16 protein-coding genes and 1 pseudogene are annotated in these 18,699 nt (G+C 71.3%); 8 read left to right on the forward strand and 9 right to left on the reverse strand.

Annotated elements, in window-relative coordinates:
• The first annotated feature begins 39 nt into the window (after positions 1-39).
• Both ABZ281_RS08860 and ABZ281_RS08865 read left to right on the forward strand, forming a co-directional pair.
• Positions 40-3,033 (forward strand): molecular chaperone Hsp90, encoded by a 2,994-nt coding sequence (locus ABZ281_RS08860; protein WP_356653530.1) that lies wholly within the window; start codon positions 40-42, stop codon positions 3,031-3,033.
• A 184-nt stretch (positions 3,034-3,217) separates the two neighbouring features.
• Positions 3,218-4,084 (forward strand): calcium-binding protein, encoded by an 867-nt coding sequence (locus tag ABZ281_RS08865; protein WP_356653532.1) that lies wholly within the window; start codon positions 3,218-3,220, stop codon positions 4,082-4,084.
• Between the two features lie 93 nt (positions 4,085-4,177).
• On the opposite strand, the gene ABZ281_RS08870 is transcribed toward ABZ281_RS08865, so the two are convergent.
• The 3 genes from ABZ281_RS08870 to ABZ281_RS08880 form a co-directional block, all read right to left on the reverse strand.
• Positions 4,178-6,571 carry an HAD-IC family P-type ATPase gene (locus ABZ281_RS08870; protein ID WP_356653534.1) on the reverse strand — a complete coding sequence of 798 codons (2,394 nt, stop codon included), beginning with the start codon at positions 6,569-6,571 and terminating at the stop codon, positions 4,178-4,180.
• Positions 6,572-6,704: 133 nt separating this feature from the next.
• Positions 6,705-7,550: a class I SAM-dependent methyltransferase gene (locus ABZ281_RS08875; RefSeq protein WP_356653536.1), complete on the reverse strand. Its 846-nt coding sequence runs from the start codon at positions 7,548-7,550 to the stop codon at positions 6,705-6,707.
• A 139-nt stretch (positions 7,551-7,689) separates the two neighbouring features.
• Positions 7,690-7,968 carry a DUF2530 domain-containing protein gene (locus ABZ281_RS08880; RefSeq protein WP_356653538.1) on the reverse strand — a complete coding sequence of 93 codons (279 nt, stop codon included), beginning with the start codon at positions 7,966-7,968 and terminating at the stop codon, positions 7,690-7,692.
• Positions 7,969-8,085: 117 nt separating this feature from the next.
• Here ABZ281_RS08880 and ABZ281_RS08885 point away from each other — a divergent pair, with 117 nt between their 5' ends.
• Positions 8,086-9,537: an NCS2 family permease gene (locus ABZ281_RS08885; RefSeq protein WP_356653540.1), complete on the forward strand. Its 1,452-nt coding sequence runs from the start codon at positions 8,086-8,088 to the stop codon at positions 9,535-9,537.
• Here the strand turns inward: ABZ281_RS08885 and ABZ281_RS08890 are convergent.
• Positions 9,507-9,740: a ribbon-helix-helix protein, CopG family gene (locus ABZ281_RS08890; RefSeq protein ID WP_356653542.1), complete on the reverse strand. Its 234-nt coding sequence runs from the start codon at positions 9,738-9,740 to the stop codon at positions 9,507-9,509. The genes ABZ281_RS08885 and ABZ281_RS08890 overlap by 31 nt on opposite strands.
• 150 nt (positions 9,741-9,890) lie before the next feature.
• On the opposite strand from ABZ281_RS08890, the gene ABZ281_RS08895 reads away from it, so the two are divergent.
• Together ABZ281_RS08895 and ABZ281_RS08900 are read left to right on the forward strand one after the other, a co-directional pair.
• Entirely contained in the window at positions 9,891-10,328 is a 438-nt protein-coding gene (locus ABZ281_RS08895; RefSeq protein WP_298564185.1) for a MarR family transcriptional regulator, read from the forward strand.
• A 27-nt stretch (positions 10,329-10,355) separates the two neighbouring features.
• Complete coding sequence (locus ABZ281_RS08900; protein WP_356653544.1) at positions 10,356-11,729, forward strand: MFS transporter; 1,374 nt, start codon at positions 10,356-10,358, stop codon at positions 11,727-11,729.
• A gap of 7 nt (positions 11,730-11,736) precedes the next feature.
• Here ABZ281_RS08900 and ABZ281_RS08905 read toward each other — a convergent pair whose 3' ends face one another.
• Both ABZ281_RS08905 and ABZ281_RS08910 read right to left on the reverse strand, forming a co-directional pair.
• On the reverse strand, positions 11,737-12,324 hold the full coding sequence (locus ABZ281_RS08905) for a Uma2 family endonuclease (RefSeq protein ID WP_356653546.1): 588 nt from the start codon (positions 12,322-12,324) through the stop codon (positions 11,737-11,739).
• Positions 12,325-12,420: 96 nt separating this feature from the next.
• Positions 12,421-12,942, reverse strand: coding sequence for a GNAT family N-acetyltransferase (locus tag ABZ281_RS08910; RefSeq protein ID WP_356653548.1), 522 nt, complete (start codon positions 12,940-12,942; stop codon positions 12,421-12,423).
• Between the two features lie 25 nt (positions 12,943-12,967).
• Between ABZ281_RS08910 and thpR the strand changes: the two genes are divergently transcribed.
• Positions 12,968-13,540 carry an RNA 2',3'-cyclic phosphodiesterase gene (gene thpR / locus ABZ281_RS08915; RefSeq protein WP_356653550.1) on the forward strand — a complete coding sequence of 191 codons (573 nt, stop codon included), beginning with the start codon at positions 12,968-12,970 and terminating at the stop codon, positions 13,538-13,540.
• A gap of 188 nt (positions 13,541-13,728) precedes the next feature.
• Here the strand turns inward: thpR and ABZ281_RS08920 are convergent, their stop codons facing one another.
• Complete coding sequence (locus ABZ281_RS08920) at positions 13,729-14,721, reverse strand: aldo/keto reductase (protein WP_356653558.1); 993 nt, start codon at positions 14,719-14,721, stop codon at positions 13,729-13,731.
• Positions 14,722-15,403: 682 nt separating this feature from the next.
• Between ABZ281_RS08920 and ABZ281_RS08925 the strand changes: the two are divergent.
• Positions 15,404-15,663, forward strand: a pseudogene (locus ABZ281_RS08925) (amidase family protein); the annotation flags it as partial.
• A gap of 129 nt (positions 15,664-15,792) precedes the next feature.
• Here the strand turns inward: ABZ281_RS08925 and ABZ281_RS08930 are convergent.
• A complete protein-coding gene (locus ABZ281_RS08930) occupies positions 15,793-16,467 on the reverse strand; it encodes an SGNH/GDSL hydrolase family protein (protein ID WP_356653552.1) in 675 nt (224 codons plus the stop codon).
• 123 nt (positions 16,468-16,590) lie between these two features.
• On the opposite strand from ABZ281_RS08930, the gene ABZ281_RS08935 reads away from it, so the two are divergent.
• A complete protein-coding gene (locus tag ABZ281_RS08935) occupies positions 16,591-17,565 on the forward strand; it encodes a WD40 repeat domain-containing protein (protein WP_356653554.1) in 975 nt (324 codons plus the stop codon).
• A gap of 441 nt (positions 17,566-18,006) precedes the next feature.
• Here ABZ281_RS08935 and ABZ281_RS08940 read toward each other — a convergent pair.
• The coding region (locus ABZ281_RS08940; RefSeq protein ID WP_356653556.1) for a glutaminyl-peptide cyclotransferase at positions 18,007-18,699 on the reverse strand (693 nt) is incomplete at its 5' end.

Consider the following 18,699-nt stretch of genomic DNA (forward strand, 5'->3'; position numbering starts at 1 on the left):
AGGTAGGCGGCGCGGTGCAGGGCGACGGCCGTCTTGCCCGTGCCCGGGCCGCCCTCGACCCAGAACGCCGCCGACGCGGCGGCCCGGGCCGGCAAGCCGGGACGGCTGCGGCTCACCCTGCGCGACGGGGTGCTCGTCGCCGCCAACACCGGCGCCCCGCTGGACGCCGCCGGAGTGGAGTCCCTGTCCACGCTGCGCGCCTCGGCCAAGAGAGACCCGCGGGACACGTCCTCCGTGGGACGGTTCGGTGTCGGGTTCGCCGCCGTCCTCTCCGTCACCGACGAGCCCGCCGTCGTCGGCCGGCACGGCGGTGTGCGCTGGTCGCTCGCCGAGGCCAGGGCGCTGGCCGCCGAGACCGCCCGGCACAGCCCCGGCCTCGGCGACGAGGTGCGGCGCCGCGACGGGCACGTACCGCTGCTGCGGCTGCCGTACGCCGCCGAGGGCACCGCACCCGACCCGTACGACACCGCCGTCATCCTGCCGCTGCGCGACGCGGCCGCCGCCGATCTCACCGAACGGCTCCTGAGGGCCGTCGACGACGCCCTGCTGCTCACCCTCCCCGGACTCGAAGAGCTGGTCGTCGAGATCAACGGGGAGAGCCCGCGGGCCCTCACCCGCCGTACCGACGGTGCCTTCACCGTCGTCGACGACTCCGTCCACGGCGTCACCCACTGGCGCACCGCGGCGGCTCACGGCCCCCTCACCCCCGACCTCCTCGCCGACCGGCCCGTCGAGGAGCGGCTGCGGCCCCACTGGGCCGTCACCTGGGCCGTCCCCGTGGACAGCGACGGCAGCCCGGCCCGGCCCCGCACCAGCGCGGTCGTGCACGCCCCCACCCCGAGCGACGAACCGCTCGGCGTCCCGGCGCTGCTCATCGCCTCGTTCCCGCTGGACTCCACCCGTCGGCACGCCGCTCCCGGCCCGCTGACCGACTTCCTCGTCCAGCGCGCGGCCGACGCCTACGCCGAACTCCTCGGCGACTGGCGGCCGGTGACCTCCGGCATCATCGGCCTGGTGCCCGGCCCGCTCGGCAAGGGCGAGCTGGACGGCGCCCTGCGCCAGGCGATCCTGGACCGGCTGCCGCGGACCGAGTTCCTCCCGCCCGCCCACCCGGCCTTCCTGCCGCCCGCCGTTCCTCCCCACGAGGGCGACGACCTGCCCGATGCCCTGCGGCCCCGGGACGCCGAGATCGTCGAGGGCGCGGGCGCGGACACCGTGCGGGTGCTCGCCGAGGTGCTGCCCACGCTGCTGCCCGCCGGGCTGGAGCGCCGCGCCGAACTGCGGACCCTGGGCGTCGCCCGCGTCCCGCTGACCGACGCGATCGACCGCCTCGCCGGGCTGGAGAAGGACCCCGGCTGGTGGCGGCGGCTCTACGACAGCCTGGCCGGGATCGACCCGGACCGCTTGTCTGGGCTGCCGGTCCCGCTGGCCGACGGCCGGACGACCATCGGGCCACGGCAGATCCTGCTGCCCAGCGCGGAGGCCGCCCGGATCGACCCCGAGGTGCTGGCCCGGCTCGGACTGAAGGTCGCCCACCCGGACGCCTCCCACCCGATCCTGGAGAAGCTCGGCGCGCTGCCCGCGACACCCCGGGCCATCCTCACCACCCCGCAGGTCCGGGCCGCCGTCGCCGCGTCCCTGGACGACGAGGGCGGCGTGAACTGGGAAGAGGACGTCCTCGACGCCGACGAACTGGCCGACACCGTGCTCGCGCTGGCGCGGGACGCCGCGCTGGAGCCCGGTGACGAGCCCTGGCTCGGCTCGCTCGCCCTGCCCGACGAGGACGGCGAACCGGCCCCGGCCTGCGAACTCGTCTACCCCGGAAGCCCCTTCGCCCAGGTCATGCGCGAGGGCGAACTCGCCGCCGTGGACGCCGAGCTGGCCGGCAAGTGGGGCGAACAACCGCTGGCCGCCTGCGGTGTCCTGGTGAACTTCGCGCTCGTCCGCGCCACCGACGTCGTCCTCGACCCGGACGAACTGGAGCCCCGCGAGGGCGACTTCGCCGAGCCCGACGACGCGGGCCTGCTGGACGCCGTCGACGTGTGGTGCGAGGACATCCTCGACCGCTTCCCGGACAGCCCGGTGCCTCCGGTCGCCACCGAGATCGTCGCCGTACGGGATCTGGACCTCGTCGACGAGGACAAGTGGGCGCAGGCGCTGACGCTGCTGTCCCGGCCGCCGCTCAGGGACGCCATCGTCCAGCCCGTGCGGATCCTGCTGCCGGACGGGACACACGAGGTCGTTCGCCCGTACACCGCCTGGTGGCTGCGCGGGAACCCGGTGCTCGACGGCCGCCGCCCGGCCGGTCTGCGGGCCGCCGGCGGCGATGCGCTGCTGCGCGGGCTCTACGACGAGGCCGACGCGACCGGGTTCGAGGACGAGCAGGTGCTGAGGGCACTGGGCGTGCGGACGTCCGTCGCGGCGCTGCTGGACGAGCCCGGCGGTGCCGCCGAGCTGCTGGAGCGGCTCGCCGACCCCGAGCGTGAGGTGACGGGCTCTCAATTGCACGCGCTGTACGGGTCGTTGGCCGAGCTGGACCCGGAGCAGGTGACCTTGCCGGACGACCTGCGGGCCGTCACCGACGGCCGGGTGGAGGTCGTGGACGCGGCCGACGCCGTGGTGTGCGACTCGCCCGACCTGCTGCCGTTCACCGAGGGCGTCCCGCTGCTTCCCGTACGGCCGTCCCGCGCCGCCGACCTGGCCGAACTGTTCCAGGTGCGGCGGCTGAGCGAGTCCGTCACCGGGGAGGTCACCTCCGAGGGCGCCGAGCACGACGTGCCCGAGCCGGTGCGGGTGCTGCTGGGCCGGAAGACCCCGTCCGTCTACGTCGAGCACGAGGAACTCGTCGTCGACGGCGTGGAGATCGACTGGCGCCTCACCGACGACGGCGTCCTGCACGCCGCCACCCTGGAGGGCGTCGCCGCGGGGCTCGCCTGGGCGGCGGGGCAGTGGCCACGGCGGTTCGAGGTGGCGGCGCTGCTGGAGGACCCGTCCCGGACCGAGGAGTTGGCGCGGGACCGGTGGTTCGACTGAGCCGTTCGGCCGATCCGGTGCCGCCGTAAGGCCGTTGGTGAAAATTTCCGCACATGTTTTTCACCAGCCGTACAACCAAGCGAATCCCTCAGGTATCTGATCACGTGAGTCAACAGACTCCACGATCACTTGGGCCCCGAGAGCCGACGACGAGCACCGGGGCCCCTCTCCACCTGGAGAACGCATGCGTATCCGAGCCACCGTGGCCGCCGTCACCGGCGCCCTGGCCCTCTCCGCCCTCGCCGTGCCGGCCGCGCAGGCGGACCACCACGCGCCGAATCTGGCGTCGCTGGTCCCGTCCGCCTCGAAGGCCACGCCGTTCACCGCCGCCGCTCCGGCGGACGAGTCCCTGGGCGACACCAAGATCACGGGGGTGACCGTCAACGGCGGCAAGAACATCGTGGTCGGCACGACCGTCAAGAAGTCCTTCACCGTCTCCGTGACGGCCACCGACCCGGAAGGCGTCCAGGACGCCTTCGCGATGCTGTGGCACGGCCCGGACACCGAGAGCGCCGACGGCGCGATCGTGCCGGAGACCCTGGACAACGACCAGGTCGGCAAGTGCACCAACTCCAGCGCGACCACCGCCACCTGCAAGGTCACGCTGATCGCCGACCCGAACGAGAACGTCTACAGCAACATCCTGGCCGGTACCTGGAAGGTGTGGGCCGCTGCCGCCGGTAACGACGGCGACTACCAGATCCGCGAGGCCTACAAGACGGCCAAGGTCCAGCGGGCCTCCAAGCTGACGGTCAACGCCTCGCCCGAGCCGGTGAAGAAGGGCAAGACCATCACGGTCACCGGCAAGCTGTCCCGCGCCAACTGGGACGACAACAAGTACCACGGCTACACCAACCAGTCGGTGAAGCTGCAGTTCCGCAAGAAGAACAGCAACACCTACACCACCGTGAAGACCATCAAGACCAACTCCACGGGCGAGCTGAAGACCACCGTCAAGGCCTCGGTGGACGGCTACTTCCGCTACTCCTTCGCGGGCACCACGACCACCCCGGCCGTCAACGCCACCGGCGACTACGTCGACGTGAAGTAGAGCGCCCCGCCAGGGGCGCGGGGAACTGCGCGAACGGCCACATGCGGCTCGCGGACGGAACTCGGCAGAAGTCCTCACCGCCCGAGCCGAGCGCTAAGCGGGAAAGCGGCGGTCCACCCACCTCCACAGGAGTTCCAGGGCGGCCGCCGCCACCGCCGCGATACCGACGGCGGTCCACGGCATCGTCAGCCCCACCAGCTTCAGCGCGAAGAAGTGCTGCAACCACGGCACGACCAGCACCAGCAGGAACGCCCCGGCCATGGACGCGACGAGGGTGACCCGCCACCAGGTGTGGGGCCGGGCGATGATCGCCAGCACCCACATCGAGATCAGGAACAGCGTGAGCGTCGCCGCACTCGTCTCCGCGTCCAGCGCTCCCGTCCCCGTGTAGTGCTCCCGGGCGAGGAGGTACGTCGCGAAGGTCGCCATCGCCGCCACGACCCCGCCCGGGATCGCGTACCGCATGACCCGCCGTACGAAATTCGGCTTCGCGCGCTCCTTGTTGGGCGCGAGCGCGAGGAAGAAGGCCGGGATGCCGATGGTCAGCGTGGACAGCAGGGTCAGATGGCGCGGCAGGAACGGGTACTCCACCTGCGAGCAGACCACCAGGACGGCCAGCAGCACCGAGTAGACCGTCTTGACGAGGAACAGCGTCGCCACCCGCGTGATGTTGCCGATGACCCGGCGCCCCTCGGCGACCACCGACGGCAGCGTGGCGAAGCTGTTGTTCAGCAGCACGATCTGCGCGACCGCCCGGGTGGCCTCCGAGCCGGAGCCCATCGCCACGCCGATGTCGGCGTCCTTCAGGGCGAGGACGTCGTTCACCCCGTCGCCCGTCATCGCGACGGTGTGCCCGCGGGATTGCAGCGCACCCACCATGTGCCGCTTCTGTTGCGGGGTGACCCGCCCGAACACCGTGCCGTTGTCGAGCGCTTCGGCCATCCCGTCCTGCTCGGCGGGCAGCCGGCGCGCGTCCACGGTGGTGCCGGACAGCCCGAGCTTGGCGGCGACCGCCCCGACCGACACCGCGTTGTCGCCGGAGATGACCTTGGCCCGGACGTTCTGGTCGGCGAAGTAGCGCAGTGTGTCCGCGGCGTCCGGCCGCAGCCGCTGCTCCAGCACGACCAGCGCGGTGGGCCTCGACCCCTGCGTCACGTCGGGATCGTCCAGGTCCCGTGCGACCCGGGCGAGCAGCAGCACCCGGAGGCCCTGCTCGTTCAGCCGCCCGGTCTCGGCCAGGGCCGGATCGTCGTCCGCCAGCAGCACGTCGGGTGCGCCCAGCAGCCACCGTCCGGTCTGCCCGTCGCCCTCGCTGAACACGGCGCCGCTGTACTTGCGGGCGGAGGAGAACGGCAGGGCCTCGGTGCAGCGCCAGCCCTCGACGGCGGGGTAGGCGTCGATGATCGCCTTCAGGGAGGCGTTCGGCCGCGGGTCGGACTCGCCGAGCGCGCCGAGCACCTTCCGTACGTAGGTCTCGTCGCCGCCCTGGAGCGGGCGCAGCTCGGTGACGTCCATGCCGCCCTCGGTGAGGGTGCCGGTCTTGTCGAGGCAGACGGTGTCGACCCGGGCCAGCCCCTCGATCGCGGGCAGTTCCTGCACCAGGCACTGCTTGCGGCCCAGGCGGATCACGCCGATGGCGAAGGCGACCGAGGTGAGCAGGACGAGCCCCTCGGGGACCATCGGGACGATGCCGCCGACGGTGCGGGCGACGGAGTCGTCGAAGGCGTTCTCCTTCACGACCAGCTGGCTGATGATCAGGCCGATCGCGGTCGGGACCATCATCCACGTGACGTACTTGAGGATGGTGGAGATGCCCGACCGCAGCTCGGACTGGACGAGGGTGAAGCGCGAGGCCTCCTCGGCGAGCTGGGCTGCGTAGGCCTCACGGCCGACCTTCGTCGCCTGGAAGGCCCCGCCGCCCGCCACCACGAAGCTGCCCGACATGACGTGGTCGCCGGGGTGTTTGACCACCGGGTCGGCCTCGCCGGTGAGCAGCGACTCGTCGATCTCCAGCCCGTCCGCCTCGACACAGACACCGTCGACGACGACCTTGTCCCCGGGCCCGATCTCGATCAGGTCGTCCAGCACGATCTCGGACGTGCTGACCGGTGCGGCGGTCCCGTCGCGCCGTACGGTGGGCCGCACCTCGCCGATCAGCGCGAGCGAGTCCAGCGTCTTCTTCGCCCGCCACTCCTGGACGATCCCGATGCCGGTGTTGGCGAGGATCACGAACCCGAACAGGCTGTCCTGGATCGGCGCGACCACCAGCATGATCAGCCACAGCACGCCGATGATCGCGTTGAAGCGGGTGAAGACGTTCGCGCGGACGATGTCGACGGTGGACCGGCTGCTGCGCACCGGCACGTCGTTGACCTGACCGCGCTCCACCCGTTCGGCGACCTGAGCACCGGTCAGGCCGGTCTCGCGGGAGGTGACCGTCGCCGGCCGCGCGGAGTCGGGCCGGGCACCCGCGTCGAGATGCGTCATGCATTCGACGGTACGTGCGGATTTGCCGCTTCACCCGCTGAATGCGGCCAGGATCCGACCTGGGAAGGACGGACTTCATGCCGCGGTCGTAGGGCAGTTGTACGCCGTCGGACCGCGGTGCCACGCCCGGGTGTCAGCCCACCCGGCGGGCGGTGAACAGCAGGTACTCCCACTCCAGGACCGTCCCGCCCGAGCCGGTGCCGAGGTCGCCGTCGCGGGCGAGGTCGACCAGGGCGGAGTCCAGGGCCGCGGCGCGTTCGGGCTCGGCGGCGATGTTCTTGTAGACGCTCATGGTCGGGCCGTAGCGCTCCTTGAAGAAGTCGCGGAACGCCTCGGGCGTCTCGAAGCGGTCGACCCGGACCGCGCGGCGCTCGGCACCGACCTCCGTGACCCGGTCGCCGAGGAGCGCGCGTACATGGTCCTCGTCCCCCCACAGCGGGGGCGGCCGCGCTCCGGGCGGGGGCGGTGGCGCGTACGGCTTCATCACGGCGAACATCCGGCCGATGAAGCCCTGGGGCGTCCAGTTCAGCAGCCCGATGGTGCCGCCGGGGCGGCAGACCCGGACCAGCTCGTCGGCGGCCTGCTGGTGGTGCGGGGCGAACATGACGCCGACGCAGGACAGCACGGTGTCGAACTCGGCGTCGCCGAAGGGCAGGGCCTCGGCGTCGGCCTCCTGCCAGGTGAGCTGCGCCCCCTGCTTCCCGGCCACCGCCCGGCCGGCCTCGAACAGCTCTGGCGCCAGGTCGGAGGCCACCACGTCCGCGCCGGCCAGGGCCGCCGGGATCGCGGCGTTCCCGGAGCCGGCGCCCACGTCCAGCACCCGTAGGCCGGAGCGCACCCCGCACGCCTCGACCAGGATCGCTCCCAGGCCGGGGATGACCTCGGCGGCCAGGGAGGGGTAGTCGCCCTGGGCCCACATCGTCCGGTGCTTGGACTTCAGGGCGCGGTCGGCCCCGGCCGCGCTGTTCTCCATCGTCATCGCTGCGCTCCTCACCGGTCGGGCGGCTGTTGCGCGCCGACGGTTCTCGAGCGTTTCGCCGCCTCAAACGAGCGTAGGGAGGGGGTGGGGGCGTGTCTCGCCGAAAGCAGGCAAGGAAGGTGCCGTGGGGCCGGGGGCCTTATTCGGCAGGGGGAGTCGCCGTCAAGTCGTCGGCGGTCTCCGCCCGCTTGATCGCGGCGTCGCGCTTGCGGACGTACCAGATGCCGATCAGTCCCAGCCCGCCGCCGGCCAGGCACGTCCACACCCACCAGGTGTGGCCGTGGTCGTCGAACCAGCCGTAGAAGGGGAGCTGGGCCACGAAGAGGACGAACCACAGGATGGTGCCGCCGGTGATGGTGGCGACCACGGGGCCCTCAAGGGGCTCCGGCGCCTCGTGTCTGGGGGTCCACTTCGCCATGGGGACAGCTTACGAGGCGATCAGGTCTACGCGCGCAGATAGTCGATCGGGGCCTTATATGTTCATACTGAAACGGTTTATGTCTGACCACTTCTCTTCGTAGGAAACACCAAACATATGTCCTCCTCGGCTCCCGCCAAGGTCCCCGTCCCTCAGCAGCCGGGAGCCGGGCCCACGTACGGCGCACTCGACCGCTTCTTCCGGATCTCCGAGCGGGGCAGCACTCTGTCCCGCGAGGTCCGCGGCGGTCTCGCCACCTTCTTCGCGATGGCCTACATCATCGTGCTGAACCCGATCATCCTCGGCAGCGCCAAGGACATGTACGGTCACCAGCTCGACAACGGGCAGCTGGTCACCGCGACGGCCCTCACCGCCGCGCTCACCACCCTCCTCATGGGTGTCATCGGCAACGTCCCGATCGCGCTGGCCGCCGGCCTCGGCGTGAACTCGGTCGTCGCCCTCCAGCTCGCCCCGCGCATGTCCTGGCCGGACGCGATGGGCATGGTGGTCCTCGCCGGTTTCGTGGTCATGCTGCTGGTCGCGACCGGACTGCGCGAGCGCGTCATGAACGCCGTGCCCTACGGACTGCGCAAGGCCATCTCCATCGGTATCGGCCTGTTCATCATGCTGATCGGGCTCGTCGACGCGGGCTTCGTCTCCCGGATCCCGGACGTCGCCCAGACCACCGTCCCGCTCCAGCTGGGCGGCGACGGTCACCTCGACGGCTGGCCGGTCCTCGTCTTCATCCTGGGTGTCCTGCTGACGCTCGCGCTGATCGTGCGCAAGGTCTCCGGCGCGATCCTGATCTCGATTGTCGCCATGACGGTCCTCGCGGTGATCATCAACGCGGTGGCCAAGGTGCCGAGCTGGGGCCTGACCACGCCCAAGTGGCCCGGCAACCCGGTCGCGAGCCCCGACTTCGGGCTGATCGGGCAGGTCAGCCCGTTCGGCGGCTTCGGCAAGGTCGGCATGCTGACCGGTGTGCTCTTCGTCTTCACCGTGCTGCTGTCCTGCTTCTTCGACGCGATGGGCACGATCATGGGCGTCTCCGACGAGGCGAAGCTGACCGACGGCGAGGGGCAGATGCCCGGGATCAACCGGGTGCTGTTCGTGGACGGCCTCGCGGTCGCCGCCGGTGGCGCCAGCTCCTCCTCCGCGACGACCGCCTTCGTCGAGTCCACGGCGGGTGTCGGCGAGGGTGCCCGGACCGGTCTGGCGAACGTCGTCACCGGTGGCCTCTTCGCCGTCGCCCTCTTCCTGACGCCGGTCGCCACGATGGTCCCGTCCCAGGCGGCCACCCCCGCGCTGCTCGCGGTCGGCTTCCTGATCATGGCCGGGTCGGTCAAGGAGATCGACTGGGCGGACTACACGATCGCCGTCCCGGCCTTCGTGACGATGCTGATCATGCCGTTCACCTACTCGATCACCAACGGCATCGGCATGGGCTTCATCACCTTCGTGGTGCTGCGGCTGGCGGCCGGGCGGGGCCGGGAGGTGCCGGTGGCGATGTACGTGGTGTCGGCGGTGTTCGCGTTCTACTACCTGATGCCGGCGCTGGGTCTGACCTGATCCCCGTCACCGGAGTCGGGTGACCCGTAGAACCTCTCGGTCTCCTCCACCGCGGTCTGGAACCGCTGGTCGAAGTCATCGCGAATGAGCGTCCGGACGACATGGTCCTGGACGCTCATTCCCCTTTTCGCGGCATGGTGCCTGAGCCGTTCGAGCAGGTCGTGATCTATTCGCAGGCTGAGCACGCTGGTCCCCATGACCATGAGGGTCGCGGCACCGTTCGGTGCGGCGGGGCGCGTTCCGCCGTCGTGTCACCCATATGAGTGATGTCACGGTTCAGTGGCGGGAGTCACGGACGTTCTTACGTGTTTCCCGCTGGTCTTTAGCGAGAGTAATGAGTTACGCTAAAGAACATGCCGGACCTCAGCCATGGCGACGACGTAGCCGCCGTGAACTCCCTCCGATCCGCGGTGATGCGGCTGTCCCGTCGGCTCAAGCACCAGCGGGTCGACGAATCGCTCAGCCCCACCGAGATGTCGGTGCTGGGCACCCTGTCGCTGTGCGGCAGGGCCACGCCGGGCGAGCTCGCCCGCAAGGAGCATGTCCAGCCGCCGTCGATGACCCGCATCGTGGCGCTGCTGGAGGCCAAGGGGCTGGTCCGGCTGGAGCCACACCCCGAGGACCGGCGCCAGAAGGTCGTCACACGCACCGAGCAGGCCGAGGCCATGCTCGAGGAGAGCCGCGCCAAGCGGAACGCGTTCCTGGCCACGCTGGTGGAGAACCTCGACGACGACGAGTGGGCGAAACTGCGCGCCGCCGCCCCCGTGCTGGAGAAGCTCGCGCATCTGTAAGAAGGCCGTTGCAAGGAGGCGACCCATTTGAGTTCGGGACCCGGAGCAGCTTCCGCCCCCGCACCTGATCCCCACGATTCCCCGCCCGCCTCCGACGCACCCGCCGCCCGGCCCGCCCGCAAGTCCTCGATGTTCTCCTCCCTCACGGTGCGGAACTACCGCCTGTTCTTCATGGGGCAGGTCGTCTCCAACATCGGCACCTGGATGCAGCGCATCGCCCAGGACTGGCTGGTGCTCAGCCTCACCGGCTCCTCCGCCGCCGTCGGCATCACCACCGCCCTCCAATTCCTGCCGATGCTGCTCTTCGGCCTCTACGGCGGTGTCCTCGTCGACCGGCTGCGCAAGCGGCCCACGCTGCTCGTGACGCAGTCCTCGATGGCGCTCACGGCGATCGCCCTGGCCGTCCTCACCCTCACCGGGCACGTCCAGGTGTGGCACGTGTACATCGCCGCGTTCGCGGTCGGCCTCGCCACCGTCGTGGACAACCCGGCCCGGCAGTCCTTCGTCTCCGAGCTGGTCGGCCCGGGGCAGCTGCAGAACGCCGTCAGCCTGAACTCGGCGAACTTCCAGTCCGCCCGCCTGGTCGGCCCCGCCGTCGCGGGGCTGCTCATCACCGGCGTCGGCACCGGCTACGCGTTCCTCTTCAACGGCCTGTCCTTCATCGCACCGCTCACCGGACTGCTGCTGATGCGCGCCCGCGAGCTGCACGTCGTGGAGCGCGCCCCGCGCGGCAGGGGACAGCTGCGGGAAGGCGTGCGGTACGTCACCGGCCGCCCCGAGCTGATCTGGCCGATCGTCCTGGTCGGCTTCGTCGGCACCTTCGCCTTCAACTTCCCCGTGTACCTCTCGGCCTTCGCGGACGACGTGTTCCATGCGGGGGCGGGCGCGTACAGCATGTTCAACACGCTGATGGCGGTCGGCTCGGTCGCGGGCGCGCTGCTCGCGGCGCGGCGGGGCACGGCCAGGCTGCGGCTGCTGATCGTGGCGGCCATGGCCTTCGGCGCGCTGGAGATCGTGGCGGCCACGACCCCCACGCTGTGGATGTTCGCCCTGCTCATGGTCCCGCTGGGGCTGTTCGGCATGACGGTCAACGTCACCACGAACACCAGCATCCAGATGTCCACGGACCCTGCTGTGCGTGGCCGGGTCATGGCCCTCTACATGATGATCTTCCTCGGCGGCTCGCCGGTCGGCGCCCCGATCGTCGGCTGGGTCACCGACACCTACGGCGCCCGGGTCGGCCTCGCGGCCGGCGGCGCGGTGGCGGCCCTCGCCGCGGCCGTCATCGGCCTGATCCTGGCCCGGGTCGGCAACCTGCGCCTGTCGGTGGGCTGGCACGGCGGACATCCCCGGGTGCGGTTCGTGCCCCGGGAACAGGAGGCGCTGGCCCCGGCGGCGTAGCGCGGCGTCAGTCCCTCGGGAACTCGCCGGTCTCGAGGACGAGCCCGACCACGGTCCCCGTCAGGTCGATCTCGTCCCCGAAGTCCAGGCTCAGCTCGCCCCGGTACTCGCCGTCCTTGGGCTTGGTGTGCAGATGCCAGCGGCCGGTGTACGGATCCACGATCAGGTACACCGGCACGCCGGCGGCGGCGTAGGCGTCCTTCTTCGGACCGTAGTCATTGGCGCCGGTCTTCTTGGAGATCACCTCGGCGACGAACTCGACGTCCTGGTAGCGCCACAGGCCCTTGGCGTTCTTGGCCGCGCCCTCCGCCATCACGGTGATGTCGGAGGCGAAGCCGTTGAGGTGGCCCGGGTAGTCGACACGGACGTCGGACTTCACGCGCTTGCGCGGGTACTTGCCGCGCAGTTGCTCGACGATGTCCAGGATGATGTCCCAGTGGGTGTCCCGCTGAGGCGCCATGAAGATGTTCCCCCCGACGATCTCGACCTTGTAGCCCTCGGGGACCGGCATCGACTCCACCCACTCGAACATGGTGTCGAGGGTGAGTTCACCGCTGCTGTCGGCCATCTCGATCCTGTCGTCAAGGACGGTCATCGTGGCGCTCCTCCCCGGCCGCACCCGCGGATGGGCCCGGCCGCGCGGTACAACGATACGCACGGTGACCTGGACACGCCCGGACCCGGAGGCCGCCTACACCCGCCGGGCCAGCAGCTGCCCGGGCCAGCCGTTCTCGCCGACCGTGAAGGCCTCGGTGCGGGTGAAGCCGTTGGCCTCGTAGTAGCGGACGAGCTTGCCGTCGTCACCGGCGTAGCAGTCCACGCGCAGGAGGGAGATCCCGGCGCGGCGGGTCTCCTCGGCGGCGTGGGTCAGCAGGGCGCTGCCCACGCCGTGCCCCTTGAAGCTGCGGTCGGAGGCCAGCCAGTGGATGTAGCGCTCGGGCTCGCCGGGCTGCGGGAGGTGGGACAGGTAGGCGCCCGCCGAGCCGGTGAGGGTGAGGGTGCCGGCGGGGACGCCGTCGACGTCGGCCATGAACACGCTGCCCTCCGCCATGTACCGGCCGACCGACTCCACCGTCTTCGGGCTCTGCGACAGCGGCTTCGTCCCCCACTGCCCCGTGCGCCCCTGGGAGACCAGCCACTCCACGCAGCTGTCGAGCATGCCAAGTATCGCGGGAATGTCGTCGGGCCCGCCGTCCCGGATGGTGATCCGCATCGCCCCATGGTGCCAGGCTGGGCCCATGAGACTCTTCGCGGCCGTGCTGCCCCCGGACGAAGTGTGCCGTGAACTCGGTGCCGTGGTCGACGAGTTGCGCAAGCAGCCCGGCGCCGACGGCATGCGCTGGACCGGCCGGCCCGGCTGGCACTTCACGCTCGCCTTCTACGGCGAGGTCGACGACGGGCTCGTCCTCGAGCTGTCGGAGCGGCTGGAGCGGGCCGCGCGCCGTACCGAGCCGTTTCCGCTGGCCGTACGGGGCGGCGGGCAGTTCGGGCACGGGAAGGCGCTGTGGGCCGGGGCCGAGGGGGACCTGGCGACCCTCCGGCTGCTGGCCGAGCGGGCCGAGGCAGCGGCACGCAGGGCGGGGGTGCCGATGGGGGAGCACCGGCGGTACAAGGCCCATCTGACCGTGGCGCGGAGCCGGGCGGCGGGGGACGTGCGGGCCTTCCTGGACGCCCTCGCGGGCTTCACGGGCCGGACCTGGACCGTGCGGGAGCTGTGCCTGGTCCGGAGTAATCTGCCGACGTCCGGGGTCCCGGGGGAGCAGCCCCGGTACGAGACGGTCGGGCGCTGGGCACTCGGGGGTGCCGGTTAGGCTCGGTGCCGTGGACCCGAAAACCCGCAACCGGATCATGGCCGGTGTGCTCGTGCTGATGTTTCTCGTCGTCGCCCTGGCTTCCGTGCTCGGGAGGTAGGGCGGTGGGGGAACTGCGGACGGCTGTTCTCCGGCTGCGGGCCGGTGGGGGCTTGTCGCGCAGTTCCCCGCGCCCCTGAAGGGACGGCCTACCAGGCGAAAGCCTCCGGACTCGGCCCCGGGCCCGGGAAGATCCCGTCCAGGGCGGTCAGGAGTTGCTCGGAGAGGTCCAGCTCGGACGCGCGGACGGCGGAGGCGAGCTGCTCGGCGGTGCGCGGGCCGACGATCGGGCCGGTCACGCCGGGGCGGGTGAGCAGCCAGGCCAGGGCGGCCTCGCCGGGCTCGACGCCGTGCTTGTCGAGCAGGTCCTCGTAGGACTGGATCTGCGACCGGGTGGCGGGGTCGCCCAGCGCGTCGGCCGCTCGGCCGGAGGCGCGGCGGCCGCCCTCGACCTCCTTCTTGAGGACACCGCCCAGCAGACCGCCGTGCAGCGGCGACCACGGGATGACCCCGAGCCCGTACTCCTGCGCGGCCGGGACGACCTCCATCTCGGCGCGTCGCTCGGCGAGGTTGTACAGGCACTGCTCGCTGACCAGGCCGATGGTCCCGCCGCGTCGGGCGGCGATCTCGTTGGCCTGGGCGATCTTGTAGCCGGGGAAGTTCGACGATCCGACGTAGAGGATCTTGCCCTGCTGGACCAGGACGTCGATCGCCTGCCAGATCTCGTCGAAGGGGGTGGCCCGGTCGACGTGGTGGAACTGGTAGACGTCGATGTGGTCGGTCTGGAGCCGCCTGAGGCTGGCGTCCACCGCCCGCCGGATGTTGACCGCGGAGAGCTTGTCGTGGTTGGGCCAGGCCGGGCCGTCGGCGCCCATGTTGCCGTACACCTTCGTGGCGAGGACGACCTTGTCGCGCCGTCCCTCGCCCTTCGCGAACCAGTTGCCGATGATGCTTTCGGTACGGCCCTTGTTCTCGCCCCAGCCGTACACGTTGGCGGTGTCGAAGAAGTTGATGCCCGCGTCCAGCGCCGCGTCCATGATGGCGTGGCTGTCGGCCTCGTCGGTCTGCGGGCCGAAGTTCATGGTGCCGAGGACGAGCCGGCTGACCTTGAGTCCCGTGCGTCCGAGCTGCGTGTACTTCATGGTTCCCAGCCAACGTCTTGAAGTGCGCTCCAGGCAAGCACGTACCTGGGCGAGCGTGCCTTCCTCCACGTTCTCCATACGCCCGTACTCCACCTGTTCGTCGACCTCCAGGTCGTTGACCAGGTTCAGGCAGGCGGTGATGCCGACGCCCACCGGCTCGCCGGCGACCTCGCCGCACTCGATCTGGAAGAGCAGAGGGCGACGCCGTCGGCCGGTTCGCCGAAAAGCAGGGTGCAGAGGAGGTCCTTGGCCCGCCTCGCGCAGGAGGTCCTCGCCGGCGGGGAGCGGTGGGCGGAGGCGATCAGGGGGCCGCCCTTGGGGGCCGCGTCCAGGAGCAGGCCTTCCTCCTCCAGCCGGTCGCGGGCCCAGGGGGCGAGGCGGGTGACGCGCTCGTCGAGGCCGGAGTGGTTCGGCCGCCAGGCGCGGATGCGGTCCAGCCGCCCCGAGCGGTTCCTCGTCGGCCCGACCGGTCGCGGCTCACGCGGAGTGCGGGGGGTGGGGACGTACGGGTCGGGCCGGCGGGCGAGGAGCTCGGCCGCCGGCCACTGCGCGGACTGCCGCAGCAGCTCGTGCGCAGGCGGCTGGAACTCCCCACGCAGCTCGCCGGCCCGCGCGAGACGCTCTACGACCAGCTCGCCGACGCCCCGGTATCGTACGCCTCGCCGAACCGGACTTCCCGCGCTCCCACCGGTTGTCCCGCGCCGAGGGCATCGACGCCGGGCTGCGCGAGCATCGTCCGGACGCCCTGGTGATGCCGACGACGGGTCCCCGGCCAAGATCGACCTGATCCGCGGCGATGCCCACGGCGGCGGCTCCTCCAGCCCGGCGGCCCTCACGGGCTACCCGTCGATCAGTGTCCCGGCGGGCTTCGCCTTCGGCCTGCCGGTCGGTCTGACCTTCATGGGGACGGCGTGGAACGAGCCGGAGCTGCTGTCGCCGGCGTAGGCGTACGAGCAGGCGAGCGCAGTGCGGAGGGCGTCGGCCTGCCGGGTCGCCGACGTGGCGTTCTGAAGCGGGCGGTGTCCGCCGTGGGGGAACCCGTCGGTCGTGAGGGTGAGGCCGGCCGCAGAGCTACTTCCCGTAGGGGCCGGCCAGGTCCCAGCCCTGGTGCATCGCCTCCGCGAACGCCGCCGCGATCTTGTGCTCGCCGCTCCCGTTGGGGTGGGTGCCGTCGTAGGTGTCGGTGGCGACGTCGTACGAGGGCGGGGGCGAGGCCAGGAGGACGGGGGAGCCGGGTTCGTCGAGGTCTGCGGCCGTCTTGGCGAGGAGTTCGTTGAAGCGGGTGACCTCGCCGGCGAAGGCCGCGTCCGACTGGGCGCGGACGTTCGGGGTGACCGGCAGCCACACCATCCGCACCCGGCGGTTCGCCGCCCGCGCCTCGGCCGTGAAGGCCCGGACGTTCTCGGCGGTCTGCTCGGCGTTCGTGTAGAAGCCCAGGTCGATCAGGCCCAGGGAGACCAGCAGCACGTCCGCGCGGCAGGACCGCACCGCGTCGCCGATCAGCGGTGCCATGTGCTGCCAGCCCTCGCCCCAGCCGGCCAGGTGGGCGCGCGGGAAGTCCGGTTCGGCGTAGGCGTACGACACCGGGGCGTCGGCGAGCTTGTCGTAGAGCGTCTCGCGCGGGCCGACGAGCGTGCAGGGACCGGCGTAGGAACGGCACAGGTGCTGCCACAGCCGGTAGCGCCATGTGTGTTCGCCCGTGCTCCCGATCGTCATGGAGTCACCGACGGGCATGAACCTGAGCATCCGCTCATGATGAACGATCTCGACGGCCGACGGGGTGTGAGCCGGAACACGCCTCATGTCCTGCTGTCGGCCCTGTGATCCGTTACGCCGGTGAACCGCCGAGCCGGATGGCAGGCTTGGGGCATGCGCAGACCGTTCGCCCTTCTCGCCGCGGCCCTCCTCACGGGCGCCCTCGCCGTGCCCGCCTACGCCGCCGACGGCGACGAGAAGTTCACGATCAAGGACCCGCGCATCACCGAGTCCAGCGGCCTGGCGGCCTCGCGGCAGCACCCCGGCATCTACTGGACGCACAACGACAGCGACGACGGGGCATACCTCTACGCCGTCGACAGCGCGACGGGCGAGACGGTCGCCACGATCACCATGTCCGGCGTCGGCAGCCCGCGCGACGTCGAAGCCATCTCCATCGGGCCGGACAACCAGATCTACGTCGGCGACATCGGCGACAACCTGGGCGGTACCTGGCCGTACGTCTGGATCTACCGGCTGCCCGAGCCGAAGAACCTGCGCAACCAGACGATCAAGGCCACGCAGTACGTCGTGAAGTACTCCGACGGTGCGCGGGACGCCGAGTCCCTGGTCGTGCACCCGAAGACCGGCCGCGTCTACATCGTCGACAAGAACGAGAAGGGCGGGCACCTGTTCGAGGGCCCGGCGGAGCTCTCCCCGTCCGGTTCGAACGTCTTCCGCCCGGTCGCGGCGGTCCCCGACCTGGAGGCCACCGACGCCACGCTCTCCCCGGACGGCGAACACCTCGTCGTACGCAGCTACTTCGGCGCGATCGCGTACGACTGGAACGGCGGGAAGATCAAGAAGAAGGAACGGCTCGGCGTGCCGTTCCTGGGGCAGGGAGAGTCCGTCACGTACACCGCGGACGGCAAGAAGCTGATGTACGGCGCCGAGGGGGCGGACAGCCCGGTGGAGCCGCAGGACGCCCCTGGAGGCGGAGACTCCGACTCCTCCTCCGGCAGCGGGGGTTCGGCCACGTCCGGGGGTGGGGGAGATCGGCTGACCGGCAACCTGAAGACGGGCGCGATCGCCGCGGGGGTGCTTCTGGTGGTCGTACTGGGTGTGCGGGGGATGAGGCGGCGGGGTTAGCACCCCGCGGAGGGGTGGGCACTGCCCTTCGCGAGACCGGCCCGGGGGAGTGCCCGACGGGCCTGCCCGGTCGTGACGGCGGGTGCTCCTAGGTCCGGCGGGCCACCAGTACCTCCAGGCCGTCCAGGATCCGCTGCAGTCCGAACTTCGAAGTGGTCGAACTCCGCGCCGAAGGCGTCCTCGGAGAGGGACGCCGTCACCGGGCAGCGGCCCGAGGCCATGGCCTTCTCGGTGCCGGTGCCGGTGCCGAGCTCCGCGGCGACGCGGCGCATTGGGGCCCCGGCTCGGGCGGCGGCCGGTCTCCCACAACCTGGCGAGCGGGACGTCTCCTCGGCCGGCAGCGGGGCACCGCCCCCCCTTTGGCCGAGGCGGCCCGCGCCCAAGCACCCGGTACGGCCCGGCCCCCCGCCGCGCGGCCCTGCCGACCGGACGGGAACCGCATCACCCGGCGACGAAAACCACCCGGAACATCTTCGGCCACCACTTGCCGGTGAGCAGGAACTCGTCGGTGCCCGGGATGGTGGCGATGCCGTTCAGTACCTGGGCGGGCCGCCGCTCCTTCGAGGGCAACAGCCCCGAGGCGTCGATCTGAGCTGTGACCGCGCCGGTGCTCGTGTCGACGCGCACGATCCGGTCGGAGGGCCAGACATTGGCATACACACGGTCGCCCACGCATTCCAGCTCGTTGAGCCGCGGCACCGGACGGCCTCGAAGAGTGACGAGGAGTTCACCCGTCGGGGCCAGCGTGCGCGGGTCCCGCAAGGTGAGCCGGGCGGAACCGTCACTGGTGACCAGCCGCCCGCGCCCCGGCTGGTGGCATACGCCCCAGCCCTCCGCCGGGTAGGGGAGACGACGCAGCTCGGCCAGGGTTCCGGCGTCCCGTTCGATGGCGATGTGGTCCCGGAAGGTCAACTGCCACAGCGTCCGTCCGAGGACGGTTACCCCCTCCCCGAACAGTGGCGCCGGCAGGTCGGCACGGACGGTGGGAGGCCGGCCGGGCGGGCCCCGGCGGATCGACGACTCACCGGCCATGCCCGTCCCCTCGTAGAGCGTCCGCCCGGTCATCTCCAGGCCCTGCGTGTAGGCCTTCGGGTCGTGGGGCAGGACGTCGAGGACCCTGGCCCTCAGTTGCTC

Origin of the sequence: Streptomyces sp. NPDC006265, assembly GCF_040613555.1 — a bacterium.
In the GTDB taxonomy this organism is placed as follows: domain Bacteria; phylum Actinomycetota; class Actinomycetes; order Streptomycetales; family Streptomycetaceae; genus Streptomyces.

What these genes read in the sequence shown, in the direction of transcription:
- ABZ281_RS08865 (WP_356653532.1), top strand. Translation starts at nt 3,218, where the DNA reads ATGCGTATCCGAGCCACCGTGGCCGCCGTCACCGGCGCCCTGGCCCTC.
- ABZ281_RS08870 (WP_356653534.1), bottom strand. Translation starts at nt 6,571, where the DNA reads ATGACGCATCTCGACGCGGGTGCCCGGCCCGACTCCGCGCGGCCGGCG.
- ABZ281_RS08875 (WP_356653536.1), bottom strand. Translation starts at nt 7,550, where the DNA reads ATGACGATGGAGAACAGCGCGGCCGGGGCCGACCGCGCCCTGAAGTCC.
- ABZ281_RS08880 (WP_356653538.1), bottom strand. Translation starts at nt 7,968, where the DNA reads ATGGCGAAGTGGACCCCCAGACACGAGGCGCCGGAGCCCCTTGAGGGC.
- ABZ281_RS08885 (WP_356653540.1), top strand. Translation starts at nt 8,086, where the DNA reads ATGTCCTCCTCGGCTCCCGCCAAGGTCCCCGTCCCTCAGCAGCCGGGA.
- ABZ281_RS08890 (WP_356653542.1), bottom strand. Translation starts at nt 9,740, where the DNA reads ATGGTCATGGGGACCAGCGTGCTCAGCCTGCGAATAGATCACGACCTG.
- ABZ281_RS08895 (WP_298564185.1), top strand. Translation starts at nt 9,891, where the DNA reads ATGCCGGACCTCAGCCATGGCGACGACGTAGCCGCCGTGAACTCCCTC.
- ABZ281_RS08905 (WP_356653546.1), bottom strand. Translation starts at nt 12,324, where the DNA reads ATGACCGTCCTTGACGACAGGATCGAGATGGCCGACAGCAGCGGTGAA.
- ABZ281_RS08910 (WP_356653548.1), bottom strand. Translation starts at nt 12,942, where the DNA reads ATGCGGATCACCATCCGGGACGGCGGGCCCGACGACATTCCCGCGATA.
- thpR (WP_356653550.1), top strand. Translation starts at nt 12,968, where the DNA reads ATGAGACTCTTCGCGGCCGTGCTGCCCCCGGACGAAGTGTGCCGTGAA.
- ABZ281_RS08920 (WP_356653558.1), bottom strand. Translation starts at nt 14,721, where the DNA reads ATGAAGTACACGCAGCTCGGACGCACGGGACTCAAGGTCAGCCGGCTC.
- ABZ281_RS08930 (WP_356653552.1), bottom strand. Translation starts at nt 16,467, where the DNA reads ATGCTCAGGTTCATGCCCGTCGGTGACTCCATGACGATCGGGAGCACG.
- ABZ281_RS08935 (WP_356653554.1), top strand. Translation starts at nt 16,591, where the DNA reads ATGCGCAGACCGTTCGCCCTTCTCGCCGCGGCCCTCCTCACGGGCGCC.